This is a genomic window from Pseudomonas chlororaphis (assembly GCF_001921865.1).
In the GTDB taxonomy this organism is placed as follows: Bacteria; Pseudomonadota; Gammaproteobacteria; order Pseudomonadales; family Pseudomonadaceae; genus Aquipseudomonas; species Aquipseudomonas chlororaphis_D.
Genome location: NZ_MSCT01000020.1, coordinates 198266 through 218380, shown reverse-complemented (window position 1 = coordinate 218380; position 20115 = coordinate 198266). Strand labels below are relative to the sequence as shown.

Annotated in this window: 17 protein-coding genes; 13 read left to right on the top strand and 4 right to left on the bottom strand. The window is 63.4% G+C overall.

The genetic code is table 11. The annotated features are described in order from the left end of the window. Positions 1-46 precede the first annotated feature (46 nt). The 7 genes from BTN82_RS23980 (at position 47) to cyoE (ending at position 6746) form a co-directional block, all read left to right on the top strand. A complete protein-coding gene (locus BTN82_RS23980; protein WP_075121563.1) occupies positions 47-586 on the top strand; it encodes an ester cyclase in 540 nt (179 codons plus the stop codon). A 25-nt stretch (positions 587-611) separates the two neighbouring features. Next, positions 612-1121 (top strand): disulfide bond formation protein B, encoded by a 510-nt coding sequence (locus tag BTN82_RS23975; RefSeq protein ID WP_075121562.1) that lies wholly within the window; start codon positions 612-614, stop codon positions 1119-1121. A 797-nt stretch (positions 1122-1918) separates the two neighbouring features. Next, positions 1919-2860 (top strand): ubiquinol oxidase subunit II, encoded by a 942-nt coding sequence (gene cyoA / locus BTN82_RS23965; protein ID WP_075121561.1) that lies wholly within the window; start codon positions 1919-1921, stop codon positions 2858-2860. A gap of 3 nt (positions 2861-2863) precedes the next feature. Next, positions 2864-4882, top strand: a complete 2019-nt coding sequence (gene cyoB / locus BTN82_RS23960; protein WP_075121560.1) for a cytochrome o ubiquinol oxidase subunit I — start codon at positions 2864-2866, stop codon at positions 4880-4882. 3 nt (positions 4883-4885) lie between these two features. Then, the gene (locus BTN82_RS23955) at positions 4886-5512 is read left to right on the top strand and encodes a cytochrome o ubiquinol oxidase subunit III (protein ID WP_075121559.1); all 627 of its coding nucleotides are present in this window, start codon (positions 4886-4888) and stop codon (positions 5510-5512) included. Then, positions 5512-5847 carry a cytochrome o ubiquinol oxidase subunit IV gene (gene cyoD / locus BTN82_RS23950; RefSeq protein WP_075121558.1) on the top strand — a complete coding sequence of 112 codons (336 nt, stop codon included), beginning with the start codon at positions 5512-5514 and terminating at the stop codon, positions 5845-5847. The genes BTN82_RS23955 and cyoD overlap by 1 nt, the downstream gene beginning before the upstream one ends. Before the next feature lie 11 nt (positions 5848-5858). Next, on the top strand, positions 5859-6746 hold the full coding sequence (gene cyoE, locus BTN82_RS23945) for a heme o synthase (protein ID WP_075121557.1): 888 nt from the start codon (positions 5859-5861) through the stop codon (positions 6744-6746). Positions 6747-6936: 190 nt separating this feature from the next. Here cyoE and BTN82_RS23940 read toward each other — a convergent pair whose 3' ends face one another. The 3 genes from BTN82_RS23940 to BTN82_RS23930 form a co-directional block, all read right to left on the bottom strand. Continuing rightward, a complete protein-coding gene (locus BTN82_RS23940) occupies positions 6937-7638 on the bottom strand; it encodes a hypothetical protein (protein ID WP_075121556.1) in 702 nt (233 codons plus the stop codon). 213 nt (positions 7639-7851) lie between these two features. Further along, positions 7852-8985: a fatty acid desaturase family protein gene (locus tag BTN82_RS23935; protein WP_075121555.1), complete on the bottom strand. Its 1134-nt coding sequence runs from the start codon at positions 8983-8985 to the stop codon at positions 7852-7854. A gap of 12 nt (positions 8986-8997) precedes the next feature. After that, the gene (locus tag BTN82_RS23930; RefSeq protein ID WP_075121554.1) at positions 8998-10467 is read right to left on the bottom strand and encodes an amidase; all 1470 of its coding nucleotides are present in this window, start codon (positions 10465-10467) and stop codon (positions 8998-9000) included. 350 nt (positions 10468-10817) lie between these two features. Here BTN82_RS23930 and BTN82_RS23925 point away from each other — a divergent pair, with 350 nt between their 5' ends. The 3 genes from BTN82_RS23925 (at position 10818) to BTN82_RS23915 (ending at position 15106) form a co-directional block, all read left to right on the top strand. Then, positions 10818-12659 carry a fatty acyl-AMP ligase gene (locus BTN82_RS23925; protein ID WP_075121553.1) on the top strand — a complete coding sequence of 614 codons (1842 nt, stop codon included), beginning with the start codon at positions 10818-10820 and terminating at the stop codon, positions 12657-12659. Then, the gene (locus BTN82_RS23920) at positions 12656-13525 is read left to right on the top strand and encodes a LuxR C-terminal-related transcriptional regulator (protein WP_075121552.1); all 870 of its coding nucleotides are present in this window, start codon (positions 12656-12658) and stop codon (positions 13523-13525) included. The genes BTN82_RS23925 and BTN82_RS23920 overlap by 4 nt, the downstream gene beginning before the upstream one ends. A 1188-nt stretch (positions 13526-14713) precedes the next feature. Next, entirely contained in the window at positions 14714-15106 is a 393-nt protein-coding gene (locus BTN82_RS23915; RefSeq protein WP_075121551.1) for a DUF6124 family protein, read from the top strand. A gap of 161 nt (positions 15107-15267) precedes the next feature. Here BTN82_RS23915 and BTN82_RS23910 read toward each other — a convergent pair whose 3' ends face one another. Then, positions 15268-15534 (bottom strand): bacteriocin immunity protein, encoded by a 267-nt coding sequence (locus BTN82_RS23910; protein WP_075121550.1) that lies wholly within the window; start codon positions 15532-15534, stop codon positions 15268-15270. Between the two features lie 472 nt (positions 15535-16006). Between BTN82_RS23910 and BTN82_RS23905 the strand changes: the two genes are divergently transcribed. The 3 genes from BTN82_RS23905 to BTN82_RS23895 are packed head-to-tail and all read left to right on the top strand — an operon-like array spanning position 16007 to position 20052. Further along, entirely contained in the window at positions 16007-16282 is a 276-nt protein-coding gene (locus BTN82_RS23905; RefSeq protein WP_075121549.1) for an acyl carrier protein, read from the top strand. Next, positions 16275-18887: an aminotransferase class III-fold pyridoxal phosphate-dependent enzyme gene (locus tag BTN82_RS23900; protein WP_075121548.1), complete on the top strand. Its 2613-nt coding sequence runs from the start codon at positions 16275-16277 to the stop codon at positions 18885-18887. The genes BTN82_RS23905 and BTN82_RS23900 overlap by 8 nt, the downstream gene beginning before the upstream one ends. Positions 18888-18915: 28 nt before the next feature. Beyond that, on the top strand, positions 18916-20052 hold the full coding sequence (locus BTN82_RS23895; protein WP_075121547.1) for an acyl-CoA dehydrogenase family protein: 1137 nt from the start codon (positions 18916-18918) through the stop codon (positions 20050-20052). The last annotated feature ends 63 nt before the right edge of the window (positions 20053-20115 follow it).

Here is a 20115-nt window from a genome sequence, read left to right as displayed (position 1 = left end):
CCGATGCTGATGATAGGCGCTCGTTCGCACTGATCAGGATCATCCCATGCCGTTCCCCGTCATTTCCCGCATCACCCTGACCGCCACCTTGCTCGCCAGCCCCGTGGTTTTCGCCGAGCCGGCGCTGCTTCAAGCGCAGAGCCTGAGCGTCGACCGCAGCTTGCCCAAGGCCCAGCGCGAAGCGATGGAACTGGCTGCGCGGCGTTACGGCAGCTTCTGGAACAGCGGCGACGAGCGCCTGGCCAAGGCCGCGCTGGCGGAGAATTTCGTCGATATGACACCGCCGCCGGGGCGGGTCCAGGGCCCGACCGGACCGTTGCTGGCCTCGCGTGCGTTTCGCGCAGCGGTGCCGGACCTGAGCGCCGAAATCGAGCAGATGATCGTGGCCGGGGATCGCGTGGTGGTGCACCTGCATTTTCGCGGGCATTTCAGCGGGACGTTCAATGCACTCAAAGGTCATGGTCAGCGTGTAGACTTCCGGGCAACCGACATCTATCAGGTCGACAATGGCCGGATCGCCGCCAATTGGCATATAGAAGACAACCTCGGTCTGATGCAGCAGTTGCAAGCGCTGCCGTCGGGCTGAACCACAGACAGGAAAGGAATTGAGGATGACTGACGACATACTGCGTTTGGGGCGTGAGCGACGCTTCCTGGTGTTACTGGGAGTGATCTGCCTGGCGCTGATCGGCGGCGCCCTGTACATGCAGGTGGTGCTGGGCGAGGCGCCTTGCCCGCTGTGCATCCTGCAGCGCTACGCGTTGCTGCTGATCGCCATTTTCGCCTTTATCGGCGCGGCCATGCGCAGCCGTCGCAGCCTCACGATCCTGGAGGTGCTGGTGGTGCTCAGCGCGCTGTTCGGCGCCGCCGTGGCGGGGCATCACGTCTATACCCAGGCCCACCCCGCGGTCAGCTGCGGCATCGATGTGCTGCAGCCGATCGTCGACAGCCTGCCGCTGGCGACGATCTTCCCGCTGGGTTTCCAGGTCGATGGTTTCTGCTCCACGCCGTACCCGCCGGTACTGGGCCTGTCCCTGGCGCAATGGGCGCTGGTGGCCTTCGTCCTGACCCTGGTGCTGGTGCCGCTGGGCATCATTCGCAACCGCAAGCAAAGCGCCTGACCTAGCGTCAAAAAGCCCCGGTCCCGATGTTCGGGGCCGGGGCTTTTTTGCGTGTAGGACAAGATGGGAAAGGCAACTTGATAGGGGGCAATCGGCGGTGCGACGAGAGTGCGACATGTTGTCACACGGTCGGTGTCGCAGCGCTGTTTCGGCGAAGGGCCGCGAGGCGGTTTTTCTCCGGCCGTCGGGCACAAATGCCTGTCAGTTCGGGATGGCCAGGGTGGTGCCAGGGCTACCCCGGTCGGCGCTCCGGGGAAATCGGTTCAGCCCTCGTAGTACAAGGGATAGCGCCTTGCCATCGGTGGTTTTTCGATCCGCCAAGGGGCTGTTTTACGGCCTTGGAGGAAGGCGTTTTCGGGGCTTTTTATTGCGAATGAAAATCGATATGATCGCGACGCTCTGCAATAATCTTCCGGCATTATTACGTAAACCGATAGAAATTATTTCGGGATAAGACATGGTTTATAAAACCCTAACTACCTACAATCGCCCGCACTGAATTTCCGGCGCTGCTCACCCCTGAGCATACGGTGGCGGTCGAGGGGCGTAGGACGCTCCGTGCGACGCCAGGTGTCGGCACCTTCCAAATATCCGCACCAAATGGAATTGGTCTGTAACAAGGCCTTTGACCACGTATTCGAATAAGAACTCACTGCTAGCCCAGGATTTGTCAAACAGCGCGTAATGCGCCGGGCAGGCCCTTATTCAATCGAAGAAAAATTGCCAACCCTTGGCATGGTGAAGTGTTGGCCATCAAAACCCAACTGCATTGCGCAAGCTGCTTTAGAGGTCGTGAGATGAGTAAAAACAGGTACCCCCGATTACTAGGCTTTTTGCCGCTGCTTGGCATGATGTTAATGCTGGGAGGCTGCAAGTGGACCTTGATGGACCCGAAAGGACAGATCGGTCTGGATCAACGAAACCTGATCATCACCGCAACGCTGCTGATGCTGTTGGTCGTAGTGCCGGTCATCATCATGACCTTCGCTTTCGCCTGGAAATATCGCGCGTCGAACACCGCAGCGACCTACGCGCCGAAGTGGTCGCACTCCACCAAGATCGAAGTCGCGGTGTGGCTGGTCCCGATCCTCATCATCATCGCCCTGGGTTACATCACCTATAAGTCGACCCACGAGCTGGACCCGTACCGTCCGTTGGAGTCCGACGTCAAGCCGATCAACATCCAAGTGGTCGCGCTGGACTGGAAGTGGTTGTTCATTTACCCGGACCTGGGTATCGCCACGGTTAACCAGATCCGTTTCCCGGAAAACACCCCGCTTAACTTCCGGATTACCTCCGACGCGGTGATGAACTCGTTCTTCATCCCAGCCCTGGGCGGCCAGATTTACGCGATGGCAGGCATGCAGACCCGACTGCACCTGATCGCCAACGAAAAAGCTGAAATGGAAGGCATCTCCGCGAACTACAGCGGCGCTGGCTTCACCGGCATGAAATTCAAAGCGATCTCGACGAGCCAGGAGGATTTCAACGCCTGGGTAGCCGAAGTCAAGGCCGCACCTAAACAGCTGGATCAAGCTGAATACGACGCCCTGACCAAACCAAGCCAGAACAACCCAGTCGCCCTGTACTCCGCGTATGAGCCAGACCTGTTTCAGAAAATCGTCGACAAGTACGAAGGCATGAAACCAGGCAAGCCGGTCAAGCACGAGAAGAAAGAAGTGGCCGCGGTTGAAGGGACTGACATGGGCTCGAATTCAGCTGCTGGGGCAGAGGAGTAAACGATGTTTGGTAAATTAAGTCTGGAAGCGATTCCGTTCCACGAGCCGATTGTCATGGTGACCGTTGCCATGATCATCCTCGGTGGTCTGGCGCTTGTCGCGGGTATCACCTATTTCAAGAAGTGGTCCTACCTGTGGACCGAATGGCTGACTTCGGTCGACCACAAGAAAATCGGCGTGATGTACATCATCGTCGCCATGGTCATGCTGCTGCGCGGTTTTGCCGACGCGATCATGATGCGTACCCAGCTGGCCATGGCCACCGAGGGTTCGCCTGGCTACCTGCCGCCTGAACACTATGACCAGATCTTCACCGCCCACGGTGTGATCATGATCATCTTCATGGCGATGCCATTCTTCACCGGCCTGATGAACCTCGCAGTGCCGCTGCAGATCGGCGCGCGCGACGTGGCCTTCCCGTTCCTCAACTCGCTGAGCTTCTGGCTGCTGGTTTCCGGCGTCGTGCTGATCAACCTGTCCCTGGGCGTCGGCGAATTCGCCAAGACCGGCTGGGTTGCGTATCCGCCGCTGTCGGGCCTGCAATACAGTCCGGGCGTGGGTGTGGACTACTACATCTGGGCGCTACAGCTATCCGGGCTAGGTACGACATTAACCGGGGTCAACTTCCTGGCCACCGTGCTGAAAATGCGTGCCCCGGGCATGAAGATGATGGACATGCCGATCTTCACCTGGACCTGCACCTGGGCCAACGTGCTGATCGTCGCTTCGTTCCCGATCCTCACCGCCACCCTGGCGCTGCTGACCCTCGACCGCTACATGGATTTCCACATTTTCACCAATGAACTTGGTGGCAATCCGATGATGTACGTGAACCTGTTCTGGGCTTGGGGCCACCCCGAGGTGTACATCCTGATCCTGCCGGCGTTCGGTATCTTTTCCGAAGTCATCTCGACCTTCTCGGGCAAGCGCCTGTTCGGCCATCACTCGATGATCTATGCGTCCGGCGCGATCTCGGTACTGGGCTTCATGGTCTGGCTGCACCACTTCTTCACCATGGGTTCGGGGGCCAGCGTCAACGCCTTCTTCGGCCTGGCGACCATGCTGATTTCCATCCCGACGGGGGTGAAGCTATTCAACTGGCTGTTCACCATCTACCACGGCCGCCTGCGCATCACCAGCCAGGTTCTGTGGACCCTGGGCTTCATGGTGACCTTCGCCATCGGCGGCATGACCGGCGTACTGCTGGCCATCCCGGGTGCCGACTTCGTCCTGCACAACAGCCTGTTCGTGATCGCGCACTTCCATAACGTGATCATCGGCGGCGCGGTATTCGGCTACATCGCCGGTTTCAGCTTCTACTTCCCGAAAGCGTTCGGCTTCAAGCTGCACGAAGGCTGGGGCAAGGCGGCGTTCTGGTTCTGGATCTCCGGCTTCTTCGTCGCATTCATGCCGCTCTACGCCCTGGGCTTCATGGGCATGACCCGTCGTCTGAACGCCACGACCAACCCTGAGTGGGTGCCGTACCTGTACGTCGCCATGTTCGGTGCGGTAATGATCGCCATCGGTATCGCCTGCCAGCTGATCCAGCTGTACGTCAGCGTGCGTGACCGCAAGCAGAACCAGTGCGTGTCCGGCGACCCATGGAATGCCCACACCCTGGAATGGTCGACTTCGTCGCCACCGCCGTTCTACAACTTCGCCGTACTGCCGAAGGCCGATAGCATCGATCCGTTCACCGAAGCCAAGGAAAACGGTACCGCGTACCAGAAGCCTGCTCGCTACGAACCGATCCACATGCCGAACAACACCGCCACCGGCCTGGTGATGGGTGCTCTGTTGACCGTCTTCGGTTTCGCGATGATCTGGCACATCTGGTGGCTGGCGATCGCTAGCCTGGCCGGTACCGTGATCTATTTCGTGATCCATGCGGCTCGTGATGATCAAGGCTACATGGTGCCGGTCGACGTGATCGAACGCATCGAAGCCGAGCAGCACGCTCGCCTGGTAGCCGAGAAGAAGATCCCGGCCAACCGTGTAGAAACCTCGTTGGAACAGGCTTAAACCATGTCGAACTTAGTGACCAATGCTGGACACACCCATGTCGATGACCATGGGCACGATGACCATCACCACGACTCGGGCGAGATGACCGTATACGGTTTCTGGCTCTACCTGATGACCGACTGCATTCTGTTCGCGTCGATCTTCGCGGTGTACGCGGTACTGGTAAACAACGTAGCGGGTGGCCCGTCGGGCCACGACATCTTCGAACTGCCTTACGTGCTCGGCGAAACCGCCTTGCTGTTGTTCAGTTCGATCACCTACGGCTTCGCCATGCTGGCGTTCTTCCGTGGCAACAAGAAGGGCGTGCTGAGCTGGCTGGCGCTGACCTTCCTGTTCGGCCTGGGCTTCATCGGCATGGAGATCAACGAGTTCCACCTGCTGATCTCCGAGGGCTACGGCCCTAGCCGTTCGGGCTTCCTGTCCGCCTTCTTCACCCTGGTCGGCACCCACGGCCTGCACGTGACCGCCGGCCTGATCTGGATGGCGATCATGATGTATCAGGTCAACAAGCATGGCCTGACCGCGACCAACAAGACCCGCCTGAGCTGCCTGAGCCTGTTCTGGCACTTCCTGGACGTGGTCTGGATCTGCGTCTTCACCGTTGTCTACCTGATGGGGACCCTGTAATGGCTAATGCACACTCCCATGACAGCCATGATGCGAGCCACGGCAGCGTAAAGTCGTACGCCATCGGCTTCATCCTGTCGGTGATCCTGACGCTCATCCCGTTCGGCCTGGTGATGTACCCGACCCTGCCGAAATCCATCACCTTGATGATCGTCCTGGCGTTCGCGGTGATCCAGGTCCTGGTTCACCTGGTGTACTTCCTGCACCTGGACCGCTCCGAGGCCCAGCGTAACAACGTGATCGCGTTCGTCTTCGCTGCTCTGGTGATCGTCCTGCTGGTTGGCCTGTCGCTGTGGATCATGTTCAGCATCCACACCTACATGATGGCGAAGTGAGGTAAGACCCGATGTCGCTGAAGCACTTTATCCAAATCACCAAACCGGGGATCATTTTCGGTAACGTGCTTTCTGTGGCGGGCGGCTTCTTCCTGGCCTCCAAGGGACATGTCGATCTGGCCATCTTCCTGGCCGCGATGATCGGCACGTCCCTGGTGGTGGCTTCCGGTTGCGTGTTCAACAACTGCATCGACCGCGACATCGACCTGAAGATGGAGCGCACCAAGAATCGCGTGCTGGTCCAGGGCCTCATCTCCCTGAAGCTGGCACTGATCTACGCGACCGTCCTGGGTGTCGCCGGCGTGGTGTTGTTGTACAAGGTGGCCAATCCGCTGGCGGCGCTGTTTGCCGTGATCGGCTTTGTCATCTACGTCGGCTTCTACAGCCTGTACCTCAAGCGCAAGTCGGTGCACGGCACGCTGGTGGGCAGTCTGTCGGGGGCGATGCCGCCGGTGATCGGCTACGTCGCCGTGAGCAACAGCTTCGACATGGCGGCGCTGACCCTGCTGGTGATGTTCAGCCTGTGGCAGATGCCGCATTCCTACGCCATCGCGATCTTCCGCTTCAACGATTACCTGGCCGCATCGATTCCGGTGCTGCCAGTGAAGCGCGGCATCCTGGTGGCCAAGCGGCACATCCTGCTCTATATCCTGGCGTTCCTGGTGGCGACCCTGATGCTGACGTTCAGCGGGTACGCCGGCATGAGCTACCTGGCCGTTGCGGCCGCGATGGGCATGTACTGGCTGTACATGGCCTGGACCGGCTACAAGGCGGTGGACGACACCGTCTGGGCGCGCAAGCTGTTCGTGTTCTCGATCTTCACCATCACCGCGCTGAGCGTGATGATGTCCCTGGATTTCAAGGTACCCGGCGAGCTGCTGCTGACCTACGCGCCATAAGCGTGAACGCCACGAAAAAGCCCCGCCTTCGAGAGAAGCGCGGGGCTTTTTTTGGCCTGTCCGCCGGGGTGTCCCGAAGGTCCCCATCGCGAGCAAGCTCGCTCCTACAGGGGGGAAAGGGCAGTACCTGTAGGAGCGAGCTTGCTCGCGATGGCGGCGTATCAGGTAGAGCCCGATCGAGAGGCAGGGATTACTGCTGCAGGGCGCTGTAGCCCTCGAACGCGGTCTGCTGCTGGATCGCGGTGACGATGTTCTTGCGGGTGGCCGGCTGTTCGTTGCCGTCCTTGTCGAGGAACACTTCGCTTTCCAGCTCCGCCTCTTCGCCTTCGCCGACAAAGGCGAAACCGAGGAACTCGAAGACTTCGCGGTCGACGTTGGCCTTGGAGCGCGGGCGGATCGGCAGGGTGACGCTGATGCCGTCCTTGCTGATGGCGAACACTTCCATTTCCTTCTTCGCCCGCGATGCCTTGCTCTTGCCGCCGCCAGGGCTGCTGATGGCCTGGTGGGTCTGGTTCAACACTTTCAGCGCCAGGCCGTAGACCAGCTCCTGGAAGCTCGGGTCGTCCTTGTAGCTGGACAGGATGCGGCTGATCGGGAACTTGCTGGCCAGGTCTTCCAGGGCCGCGCTGTCGGCGGTCTCGGCGTCCTTGAGCTGCTTGAGCTGGCCCATGAGGTCATAGGCGCGATCGTCGTCGAAGCGGTCGTGAGCCTGACGGATTTCTGTGCGCAGTTCGCGGATCTGGTCGCTTTCCTTGTTCGATTGGAACGCGTCGAGGACCATCTCGCTGATGGTCTTGGCCTGGGAGACGTGCTGTGAAAGATTGATGGCGTTTTCGTATTCGGCTTTGGACGACAAGGCGTTTACGGATTCTTCTGTATTGGAATCGGACATTGATATTTCACTACTTCGTTTAACTGGAAATGAGGCTAGAAAAGCACCGGGCCTTTTCAGGGCGCCTAATTTATGGGACCGCCGCGCCATTGTCACGGGCCAATGGGCCGGAGCGAAAAGGCGTGGCTCTACTGACCCGCAATCGCCGGGAAAATTCCGGCGTCGAGGGCCCCGGCCAGCACCCGCCCGACGGCGGCGCTGGCCTCATTTCCTTCAGCGTTGCAACTGCCGGTGGAACTCGGCGAACGACACCATGCGCTGGCGCGCCGGGTCCCACAGCTTGAGCCGCAGGCAGCGGTAGATATCCCGCGGGTGCAGCGAGGTGGTGATCGGCGCCTGCAACGCCGGGATCGCCGCCATGGCCTCCGGCAAGCGATAGAACGGAATGCCCGAATTGGCGTGATGCACATGGTGGTAGCCGATATTGGCGGTGAACCAGGCCATGAGCGGGCCGGTACGCATGTAGCTGGATGAATACACCGCGGTGGCGGCGTAGTCCCAGTCGGCACGTGCGGGATAACGCACGCCGGGGAAGTTGTGCTGGCAGTAGAACATGTAGGCGCCCAGCGCCGAGCCGGACAGGCTGGGGATCAGCACCCCGTACAACAGGATGTCCGGCGCCAGCAGCGCCAGGGCGACGGCGCTCGCCAGGTTCAGCGCCAGGGCCAGCAGCGACCAGAGGCGATGCCGCGGCTGGGTGACCAGCGACACCATGCAGATGCTGAAAATAAAGATGCTGAATGATGCCAGCAGGATCATCAGCGGGTGCCTGGCGAGGCGGTAGCGCAAGCGCTTGAAGCGCCCGGCGCGGGCATATTCCTCGGTGGACAGCAGGGGAAAGGTGCCAAGGTCGGTGTGGGTGGACAGCAGCGGCAGGCGCCGCTGCTCCGCGCCGACGTACTGGCAGCTATGGCCGTGGTGGTAGTCGTGGGACTGCTTCCACAGCGTCGGCGGGGCCATCAGCAGCAGGCCGAAGGTCTTGAAGAACGCCGCGGCGAAGCGCGAACCCTTGAGGATCGCGCCGTGCATGTAGTCGTGGTAGAGCACGAACATGCGCACCAGGGACAAGCCCAGCAGCACGCTGCACGCCAGGCGCAGCGGCCACCACAGCGGCATGGCCACGGCCGTGCCGAACAGCCCGATCACCAGCAGCGTCGAATAGAAATGCCACCAGCTCAGGCGACGGTTTTCCACGGTGAAGGGCAGGGTCTGGCGAATCAGCTCCTTGCCGTGGCGCGCCAGTTCCTCGCGGCTCAAGCCATCGGTGGGCCAGGGGATGGCGCCCGGGGGGTGCTGCCCCGGGGCCTGAGAGGTATCGCGATAGGCGGTGCTGTCCAGCGTGGGCATCTGCTGCGCTCCTTAGCCGGCAACCGTTGCGAGGGGGCGGTGTTGCAGGAACAGCGGCGGCCGCCGGTCCCGCCACGGCCGCGCCTGCTCCAGCTGGGCGGCGAGGCACAGGAGCAAGGCTTCCTCGCCGAAGGCGGTGCTGAACATCAGGCCGATCGGCAGGCCCTCGGCGTTCCAGTGCAGCGGCAGGGAAATCGCCGGCTGCCCCGAAGCGTTGTGGATGGCGGTGAAGGGGCTGTAGTCGATCAGCGGGCCGTAGGTGTTTTCCAGGTCGCTGGAATGGACGTCCACCACCCCGTTGCGCAGCGGCGGCCGGGCCAGGGTCGGGGTCAGCCAGCAATCGTAGGTCTGGTGGAAACGCGCCATTTCCCGGCCGACCTGCTGCAACACCAGCTCGGACATCTGGTACTCCACGGCGCTCACGCCGAGGCCCCGTTGGTGCACGGCCTGGGTCAGGTTTTCCAGCTCGTCCGGCAGCGGGCCGCGCCCCAGTTGCAGGCTCATCAGCTCCACGGCGAAGGCGATGCCGGAGAACCACAGGGCGCTGAAGGCTTCGGCGAAGCTCGGCAGATCCAGTTGCGGCGCGGCTTCTTCTACGTGGTGGCCGAGGGATTCGAGCAGGCGCGCGGTGCTTTCCACCGCGGCCAGGCAGTCGGGGTGCAACGGCCTGCCGGCCGGGTCGGTGCTGGAAAAGGCGATGCGCAGGCGCTCGGGTGCGTGGCCGAGTTGGTCGAGGAAACGCCCCTGCACCGGCGGCGCGCGGTACGGGTCGCCTGGCACCACGCCGTGGGTCGCGTCCAGCAGGGCGGCGCTGTCGCGCACGCTGCGGGTCAGCACATGTTCGTCGAGCAGGCCGCTGAGCAGCTCGCCGAAGTCCGGGGCCAGGGAATTGCGCGCCCGGGTCGGCTTGAGGCCGACCAGGCCGCAGCACGAGGCGGGGATGCGGATCGAGCCGCCGCCGTCGTTGCCGTGGGCCGCCGGCACCATGCCGGTGGCCACCGCGGCGGCCGCGCCACCGCTGGAGCCGCCGGTGGAGTACTCCAGGTTCCACGGGTTGCGCGCCGGGCCGTAAAAGGCGCCTTCGGTGGTCGGCAGGATGCCGAACTCCGGGGCGTTGGTCTTGCCGACGAACACCAGCCCGGCCTGGCGAAAGCGCTTCACCAGCTCGCAGTCCTGGGGCATGACCCGCGTTTGCAGCATGCGCGAGGCCAGGGTCGACGGCAGGTCCTGGCAGTCGCCGAGGATGTCCTTGAGCAAAAACGGCACGCCGTGTAGCGCGCCGGTGGCGGGGGCCTTGTCCTGTGCGGCGGCCTGCGCCCGGGCCTTGTCGTAGGCCTTGTAGACCACGGCGTTGACCGCCGGGTTGAAGGCTTCGATGCGGCGTATGGCTTCCTCCAGCAACTCGGAGGGCAGCACTTGCTTGCTTCTGACCAGGTCGGCCAGGCCGACGGCGTCGAACGTTGCGTACTCGCTGAAAGACATCCTGTTCTCCCCAGGGTTGTGCTCGATTCAATGAAGGCCTGCGCGTTGGCGTCGCGGCAGGCGGGTGTGTGACATGGCTGGTTACACATGCGCAGCTTGCGAACGTCCTTTCCATGAGCTTCACATGCCTTGGAAACGTCCGAGGACAGGGGCGGCCAAGCCTTGGCCGAACCTGCGGTGAAACTGTGCTTTGACTATGCCTTGGGGGCGAAAATTGCGGGTATACGCCGTTCGGAGTATTAACTTCGACTGCGCGCTCCCAGAGGATGATCAAGCGTAATGGATGCGCAAGGCCGCCAGTTTCGGGCCTTGCGGGAGATGGCTAAGTACGGCTGCCTGGACACAAAATAATGACTACGAACGACCACGATAGCGACGTTCCGTATGCGAATTTTTCGGAATGTCTGCAGCTTCACGCCCACACGATCCCGGACCGATTGGCCTATCGTTTTCTACACAACGGGCGAGACGAAGCAACCCTGATCACTTTCTCTGAACTGGACCGCGCGGCGAAAGCGACCGCTGCCCGGTTGCAGGAGCATTGCCCGGCAGGAGACCGAGTGCTGATCCTGCTCAAGCCTGGCCTGGACTACGTGATTGCCTTCATGGGCTGTCTGTATGCCGGGCTGGTGGCGGTGCCGGCGTATCCGCCGGGGGCGACCAAGACCCTGGACCGGCTGGACGGCATCCTCGACGACTGCCAACCGACGGCGGCCCTGGCCAGCGGCGAGGATGTCCTGACCATCCAGGCCCGGCTGGGGCAGGCCGGCAGCCCGCTGGTCATGGACATGGCGACTCTGGACCTGGCGCTGGCCAGCCAATGGCTGGCGCCCCGGGTGACCCGCGACGATATTGCCTTCCTGCAATACACCTCGGGTTCCACCGGCGTGCCCAAGGGCGTCGCGGTGACCCACGGCAACCTGATCCACAACTCGCGCAGCATCAGCCGCGGCTTCCTGACCCACAAGGACAGCCACCTGGTCAGCTGGCTGCCGCCGTATCACGACATGGGCCTGATCGGCGGCATCCTGCAATCCTTGTTCGTCGGCTTCGGCTCGACCCTGCTGGCGCCGATCCACTTCCTGCAACGGCCGCTGCGCTGGTTGCAGGCCATCAGCACCTACCGCGGCACCGTCAGCGGCGGGCCGAACTTCGCCTATGAATTGTGCCTGCGCAAGATCAAGGACGAAGAGTTGGCCGGCCTCGACCTGAGCAGTTGGGAGGTGGCCTTCAACGGCGCCGAGCATGTGCGGGCGCAGACCATCGCGGCGTTCCATGAGCGCTTCGCCCGCGCCGGTTTTGCCAGCACCTCGGCCTTTCCCTGTTACGGGCTGGCCGAAGGCACGCTGATGGTCAGCGCCGGCGGCAGCAAGCGCGAGCCGGTGGTCCGTCAGTTCCACGCCGGCCTGCTGGAAGACAACGTGGCGCGCCTGCACGACGGCCCGGGCGCCAGCGCCGAGTTGCGCCTGCGCACCTTGGTCAGCAGCGGGCGCGGCATCCCGGGGCAGGCTCCGTTCATTTGCGATCCGCACACTGAACAGCCACTGGAAGACGGCCGGGTCGGCGAGATCTGCATCCTCGGCGACAGCGTCGCCAGCGGTTACTGGCAGCGCCCGGACAGCACCGCCGCGGCCTTTCGCCCGGCACCGCCGACCCTGGGTTGGTCGCGCTACTTTCGCACCGGCGATTTGGGGTTCCTGCTCGACGGCGAACTGTTCGTCACCGGACGGCTCAAGGACCTGATCATCGTCAATGGCGTCAACCATCACCCTGGCGATATCGAGAACACCGTGCTGCGCACCCACGACAGCTTTCGCCCGGACGGCACGGCGGCCTTCAGCATCGAGGCCGGCGACAGCGAGCAGGTGGTCGTGGCCCAGGAAATCGAGCGGCGGGCCTTGCGCAGCCTCGACATCGGCCAGTTGTTCGGCGACCTCAAGGCACGGTTGTGGCAACACCACCAACTGGCCCGACCGGTGCTGTTGCTGGTGTTCGGCGGCTCGTTGCCGCGCACCTCCAGCGGCAAGATCAAGCGCCAGGAATGCCGCAAGCAGTTCGAGCCCTGGCTGGCGGCGCAGGGCGGCATGGCGCCGGCCGAAGCCCACCCGCTGGACAAGTCGGTGGTCGCGCTGGAGAGCAATGGCCGGGTATTGCGCGACATCACCCTCGACAGTCAGGCTGTGGAAGTATGACTAGCCTATCGATCGGTGCGGTGCACGCGCACAAACCCGCGGCGTTGCTGTTCGCCCAGCCGTCGTTCTGCGAACCGCGGCTGGAACTGGCCAGCCGCCCGCGGTCGGTGCTGGCGCTGCCGCCCACCGACAGCCAGCAACGCCTGCAACTGACCAGCGTGCTCAACTCCATTACCTCGGCGCGGACCATCGCCGAACTCAAGCAGCAGACCCAACTGGCGCTGCCGCAGATCCTGCCGTGCGAGAACTTTGTGTTCGCCAGCGGCCGGGTCCGCGCGCACCGGGTGTTTTTTTCCCACCTGATCCACCCGGACAGCGTCTCCGACAGCCTGATCAAGGCCATTGTCGGTCGTGACGGGATGATTCCGCCGCTGGGTATCGACCCGATCGAGCATTGCGGGCGCCCCAAATACACCACCGTGGAGCGCCTGGGCAACTCGTCGGACCAGGTGTGGGCGAAGATCTTTCGCGAACACGGGATCCGCAACCTGGGCTGGACCCTGTTGCCCGGCCTGCACCGCAATACCTTCACCGGCTATTTCTTTCACAACATCTCGGCCACCGTGGCCCATGAAAGCAAAATGCGCATGATGGTGTTCGCCCCGTACCTGCACATTGCCCTGAACCGGGCGTTGGGCAGCAAGCTGCTGCGGCACAACCCGGGGCCGAACCATCAACTGTTATCCGTGCTGTCCAGCCGCGAAGCGGAGATTTCGCGCTGGGTGGCCCGAGGCAAGACCAACTGGGAGATTGGTCAGATCCTCGGCATCAGCGACAAGACCGTGAAAACTCACCTGCAGAACATTTTCTCCAAACTCCAGGCGTCGAGTCGGGCGCAGATCGCGGCGCTGTTCTGCGACGAGTGAGTGGGGGCTTCTTTCTTCGGTAATTATCTGGCAGGGCTGACGGGGTCGGTGCCTCTGTAGGAGCGAGGCTTGCCCGCGATGGCGTCTGTTCTGGCGCTGCATCTTTTTCGATGGGGTACATATCCATTTCTGCGGTAACGGCGGCTTAGGGTTCCGCCCTTACGACGGCGGGTCACTTTTGGCAAACACCTGTAGGAGCGAGCTTGCTCGCGATGACGTCCGTTCTGGCGCTGCATCTTTTTCGATGGGGTACATATCCATTGCTGCGGTAACGGCGGCTTAGGGTTCCGCCCTTACGACGGCGGGTCACTTTTGGCAAACACCTGTAGGAGCGAGCTTGCTCGCGATGACGTCCGTTCTGGCGCTGCATCTTTTTCGATGGGGTACATATCCGTTGCTGCGGTCACGGCGGCTTATGGTTTCGCCCTTACGGCGAGTCACTTTTATCAAACGCCATAAAAGTAACCAAAAGGGCTTGCCCCCGCGTACGGCCCTCGCTGCGCTCGGGTTCCCTCCCTCCGGCGTCCCTCAGGGGGCATCGCCGCCGGCGATGTCCTCGACTGCGTCGAGGGGCGCTGCGCGCCTTCCCCCTGATGAACACCTCCACTCGGCCTGCCGAAGGGGCAGGTAGATCAAGATCAAAAGCCAAACGCGACCTACCGGTCGGCGCAGATCCCTGTAGCCGCTGCCGAGCTTGCGAGGCTGCGTACGACCGCGAAGCGGGCGTAGGGTCTAGAGGTCGCCGGAGGACCTGCGGTCCTTGCGCAGCCTTCGGCAGCGGCTACAGGGGGCGATGCGTAGGGGCAGCCGGTTGGCGCTCGATTGCTTGCGATTGGATTGTGCGGATGACAGGTTTTGCCGTGTAGGACGCTGTCTGAAAGTGAGGCTCTTCGCTTTCTTTCGTAGGGCTTTTCCGAGAAACTCCGGGCCGCTTGTGTCTGGGAAGGGCGCTGTCTAGCCTCGGGCTTGTCACTGAATGTTCGGTGATCGGGTTTAGCAGCTCGCTTCCAAGTCACGCAAGTATCGCTGTCAGTTCAAGCAACTTTTTCGGTTGCTGTCATGGCGGCTGTGCGTGGGGCGCCCTTGGGTGCGCCGGGATTCTTGGACCGGTCTGCTAACCCGCGTACAGCCGCCACCCTCATTCGTTTAGCAGCGGTCGGTGGTGGCTCCATTCCAAGAGGATCCACCATGAAAAAGCTCGTCCCCGATCCACCGGTTTCTCTCTCCTCTGCTTGTCGCAATCCAGAGCATGACCTGACGAACAAGACGATCCTGCATGCCTTGGCCAATGGCTCAGGGGCGGTGGTTCTGTTGCAGTCGTTGGGCCCCACGGCAGGTGGCGCCGTGAGCCGCGATTCGCTGTTTTCCGTACGCGAAGGCATCAGCGCCGAGGAGGCGTTGGTGCATGTGTCGATCCTGCTCAAGGCGGCGGAAGAGGTGTCCGACGAAATCACCGAGCGGGCCAGCGGCGTCGAGCGCGGCCTGATCTGGTCGATGATCCATTCGGTAGAGATGGCCCGGGCGGTGGTGGACGCGTTGCTCGATGGATCGGCCAGGCGGGGAGACGGGGCGGTGGTTTGAATCCGGACCCAACGGCCGACGCTAAACCTGTAGCCGCTGCCGAGCCTGCGAGGCTGCGTACGACCCCGTAGGGGGCGCAGAAATCTTGAATCCGCCGGAGGACCTTCGTGTCGAACACGACCCCGGCCGATCGCAGGCTCGGTAGCGGCTACTGTTGTGGCTTATTTGCTTTGGTGAGTCTCCTTGAAACCTGGAAGACCATTGGCTGCTCGCCACGCCTTCACGGTTTGGGTAATGCCTTCTGGTGAGTCATCAGATCCTGGCTCGGGGTAGTACAGCAGATCAGTGCCTGCTGGGTGTGGGGCAAGTTGATCCCAGCGATCAAGCAGTTCATCCCGTTCTTGCTCTGTCTTGCAGCTTCCAATCGCCTGTATTAGCTCGATGAATTCCGCCTCGGTGTATTCCGATAGGCTGCTTTTCTTCTGCATTTAATTCCCTTCCTTTCTAGCGGCTTGTTGAGTGGTGCCGGTCGGCAGGGCTGCGGATAGCGTGTGGGCATACAAATCATCCTTGCTTATGTAACAGGCCATCCTGGCCATCGCCGAAGCATGGGGAGAATAGGAATTTCCTTAAAAAGGGACGCAGAGCGCCGGAGGACCTTCGGTCCTTTCGCAGCCTCGCCAAGGCTTGGCAGCGGCTACAGAAGGTGCGTCGCGATCAAGTACGCAGGTGCTCTCCCATGACACCGAGCCGGCCGCCGCTACTCCTTACGGAGTATTGAGCGCGGGGCCCATCGCGCCGAGCATTTGGGTGTAGCAAATGGCCCGCTCAGGTGGGGCATCCACACTCAAAACGCGTTTGCATCAAGACGCCTGTCCACGCGCTCATCTCGCGGTTTCAGCTCGCGGTGACGCCGGCCAACGGCCATGCAAAGGAAGCGGAATACGCTGGGAGGCGACTGTGCACATAGACGAAATAACCTTTGCCGTGACCGAAACCCTGGCCAGCCTGCTGGAGATCGATTCCGGGTCGCTGGACGTCGAGCGTTCGTTCCATGAAATGGGCGTCGACTCGGTATTGATCGTCGGCCTGTCCGCCGAATTCGAGGACCGTTTCGGCGTCTCCCTGGACCCTGAGCTGGCCTACTTGCACGACACCGTGAGCAAGGTCAGCCAGCACCTGTACGGGGTCATCAACCAGGGCGCGCTTGGCGCGGGGGCGGCTCGCCATGGCTGATTCGTTGCTCAATATCACCCGCCAGGAACTGCTGGAGTTCGTCGGCCTCAACGAGACCGTGGTCCGCGCCCAGGGCACCCGCATCGAAACCGCCAGCGGCCAGACCCTGATCGACTTCGTCGGCCAGTTCGGCGCGGTGCCTTTCGGTTATGGCGCGGCGCCGGTCACCGAGGCGATCCAGCGGTTTCTCGCCAGCGGCCAGGCCTCGCTGATCCAGCCGCTGATCAACCCCGGTGCCGAAGAGCTGGCGCGGCGCTTGATCGAGCTGGCGCCGGGCAGCCACTCGAAAGTGACCTTCACCACCAGCGGCGCCGAGAGCGTCGAGGCGGCGATCAAGCTGTGCCGCGCCGCGACCCAGCGCGAGCTGGTGATCGGCACCCTGACCGGTTTCCACGGCAAGACCCAGGGCGCGGTCGGGGTCACCGGCAAGGCGACGTACCGCGAGCCGTTCCAGATCCGCGCCGACGGTTTCAGCCATGTGCCCTATGGCGACCTGGAGGCCCTCGAAGAGCTGCTGAAAACTCGGCGCGCCGCGGCCTTTTTCGTCGAGGCGGTGCAGGGCGAGGCGGGCATGGTCACGCCGCCGCCGGGTTACCTGCTGGCAGCGCAGAGCCTCTGCCGTCGCTACGGCACGCTGTTCGTCCTCGATGAAATCCAGACCGGCCTGGGCCGCACCGGTGAGTTGTTCGCCGCCAGCGCCCACGGCCTGACGCCGGACGTGGTGCTGCTGGCCAAGGCCCTGGGCGGCGGCGTGGCGGCCATCGGCGCATGCATCTACGGCGAGCAGTGCTGGAGCCGCGATTTCGATCGCCACCACAGCTCGACCTTCGCCGTGAACGGCTTCAGCGCCGCCATCGGCCTGGCCGTGCTCGAGCAACTGACGGCCAACGACGGCGCCCAGCTCAAGCACGCGGCGGAGCAGGGCGCCTACCTGTACGCCGGGCTGGAGCGCCTGGTGCGGGACTACCCGGCGGTGTTCGAGAGCCTCGACGGCCGCGGTCTGATGCTTGGCCTGAAGTTCCGTCGCTGGAGCGGCGAGCGCCTGTATACCCTGTCCCTGGCCAGCGCCTTCGGGGCCCTGGTGCCGATCGTCTGCGGCTACCTGAAAACCCGCCACGGGGTGTACTGCCTGCCGACCCTGACCGAGGGCAACGTGCTGCGCATCCAGCCGCCGCTGTGCATCGAGCGCGCCGACATCGACGTGCTGCTCGAAGGCCTGAAGGCGGTGGCCGAGCTGGTGGTCAACGACCAGCAACACCGCCTGATCCTCGAAGCCCACGGTTACGCCGGCCCGCGCGGCGCCCTGAGCCCCTGGATCGCGTCCGGCAAGCCGCGCAACGGCGGCCGCTGCCTGGGGCGCTTCGCTTTCCTGCTGCACCCGACCACCGCCGAGAGCGTCAACGGCGACAGCGTGGTGGACGGCCTGGGGCTGTCGGCGGCGGAAAAAACCTTCATGCAGGGCTGGCTCGACGACTTCTCCGAATGGGCCAAGCCTGACCTCGACGCCGGCGTGTCCTATCACGCGCGGCGGATCTACAACGATGCCGGCGACTACGTCGAAGGCTGGCTGGTCGGCAGCCTGCTGCAACCGCGCGACCTGATGCGCCTGAGCCTGGGCAAGCGGCGCAAGCTGCTGGCCAACTACCTGGACAGCGTCGCCGGGCTGGAGGTGGATTTCGTCGGCCTGGGGGCCTACACCTCGGTGATTTCCAGCGCCGGCGCGGATGTCGTCAACGAGCGTTTCCACACCACCACCGGCAACAGCCTGACGGCCATGGTCGGCGTCGATGCGCTGCTGACCACCTGCGCCAACCGCGGCGCGCCGCTGGCCAAGCGCCTGACCGGGGTGATCGGCGCCTACGGTTCGGTGGGGCGCCTGGCCAGCCTGCGCCTGGGGCGCTTCTGCGAACACCTGGTATTGCTCGGCAACGCGGCCAATCGCGGGGCCATGGACGAGTTGCGGCTGGTGGCCGGCGAGCTGTACCGCGACGCCTTGCTGCAGATCCAGGGCGGCCACAGCAGCGGCATCGCCAAGAGCCTGGTGCTGCTGTTGCCGAGCCTGGCCAGCGTCGAGCAGTTGCTGGACCGCGACCTGGCCGACGAGGGGCAATTGCGCGCGCTGTTCGACAGCGTCGACGCCCTGGCCCAGGGCAAGCCGCAGGTACAGCCGCCGCTGGTGATCACCGCGGACCTGGGCCACTGGCTGCCGCGCCTGGAAACCGTGCTCTCGGCCACCTCCAACGGCTCGGCGTTCATCGACCCGCTGGCCCTGCACCACAACGCGATCATCTGCGACTGCGCGCAACCGCCGGACATCGGCCACGCCACCCTGGAACTGCGCCCGGACGTCACGGTGATCGAAGGCGGGCTGATCCACTTGCCCGACCGCAGCCAGCGCTTCGGCCAGCAGAACCTTACCGGCCTGCCCGTCGGCGTGACCTTCAGTTGCCTGGCCGAAACCATGGTCCTGACCATGGCCGGCCTGCGGCGCGACTACAGCATCGGCAAGCGTCCGCCGCTGGCCGATGCCGAAGCGATCTTCGACCTGGCCCGAGCCTTCGGTTTCGCCCCCGCGGCGGAGCAGTTGATCGAGAAAGCCGGTTAACCCCGACCACGAGAAAGGAGTCCACAGCATGTCGATGCACAACGCCCGCAACGCCACCGAGAAATACCTGCCAGGCTTGCTCGAAGCCCTGCGCGAGCGCGGCCTGATGGCCCTGGAGCAAGCCGACCCGGCGCTGCTCTGCGGGTTGTTTCGCGACTACCGCGCCGCCGGCCTGATCATCCCCGAGAGCTACGGCGGCCTCGGCGCCTCGCCGGAGGAAACCGTGGAGATCCTGCGCGCCATCGGCTCGCTGTGCCCGTCCCTGGCGGTGATGATGACCATGCACCACCACACCATCGCCACCATCGTGCAGTTGGGCGGGTTGATCCCGGCGGCGGAAGAACTGCTGTGGGGCATCACCCAGAACCAGCTGCTGATCGCCTCGGCGTTCGCCGAGGGCAAGCCGGGTTCGGAGATTTTCAACGCCAGCGTCAAGGCGCGGCCGGTGGAGGGCGGGTTCGTCCTCGACGGCAGCAAGAAGCCCTGCACCATGAGCCACCACATGGACGTGATCGTGGTCGGCGTCGCTTGCGAGCAGACCGACGGCAGCGTCAGCCAGGGCTTTGCCGTGGTCTTCGCCGACGGCAGCGAGATCGTCCGCGAGCCGTTCTGGAGCGCCACGGTACTGCGCGCCACCGACAGCAACGCGCTGGTGTTCAACGGTGTGTTCGTGCCCAGCGAGCGCATGCTCCTGGCCGACGGCGCGGACAGCGAAGAGGTGGCCGCCACCGCCATGGAAACCTCGCTCAACGGCCTGAGCTGGTTCCAGCTGATGGTCGGCGGCAGCTACCTGGGCGTGGCCTCGGCCCTGGTCGAGCGGCTGCTGCGCAAACCCTTCGCCGATCCGGCGCAAGTGGCCCAGCTGTGCATCGAGCTGGAAGGCGCTCATCAGGCGCTGCTCGGCACCGCCGGCGAGTTGCAGGCGCAGCAGGATGCGCCGATGAACACCTACAACAAGGCGCTGTGCACGCGCTTCCTGGTGCAGGCAGCGGTGGAGCGTTCGACCAACCTTTGCGTCGAGTTGTTGGGCGGCATGGCCTTCATTGCTTCCGACGAAGTGGCCTATCTGTTGGCGGCCTCCCGGGCGATCTGCTTCCACCCGATCTCCCGCAGCGCCGCCACGCCGTTGCTGGCGCAGTTCCTGCGCGAGTCCTACGGCGCCTGATTCGCCTGCTACCGCGACCGGAGCCGGCGCCTGCGCGTCGCTCCGACCTCGGCAACATGCCTA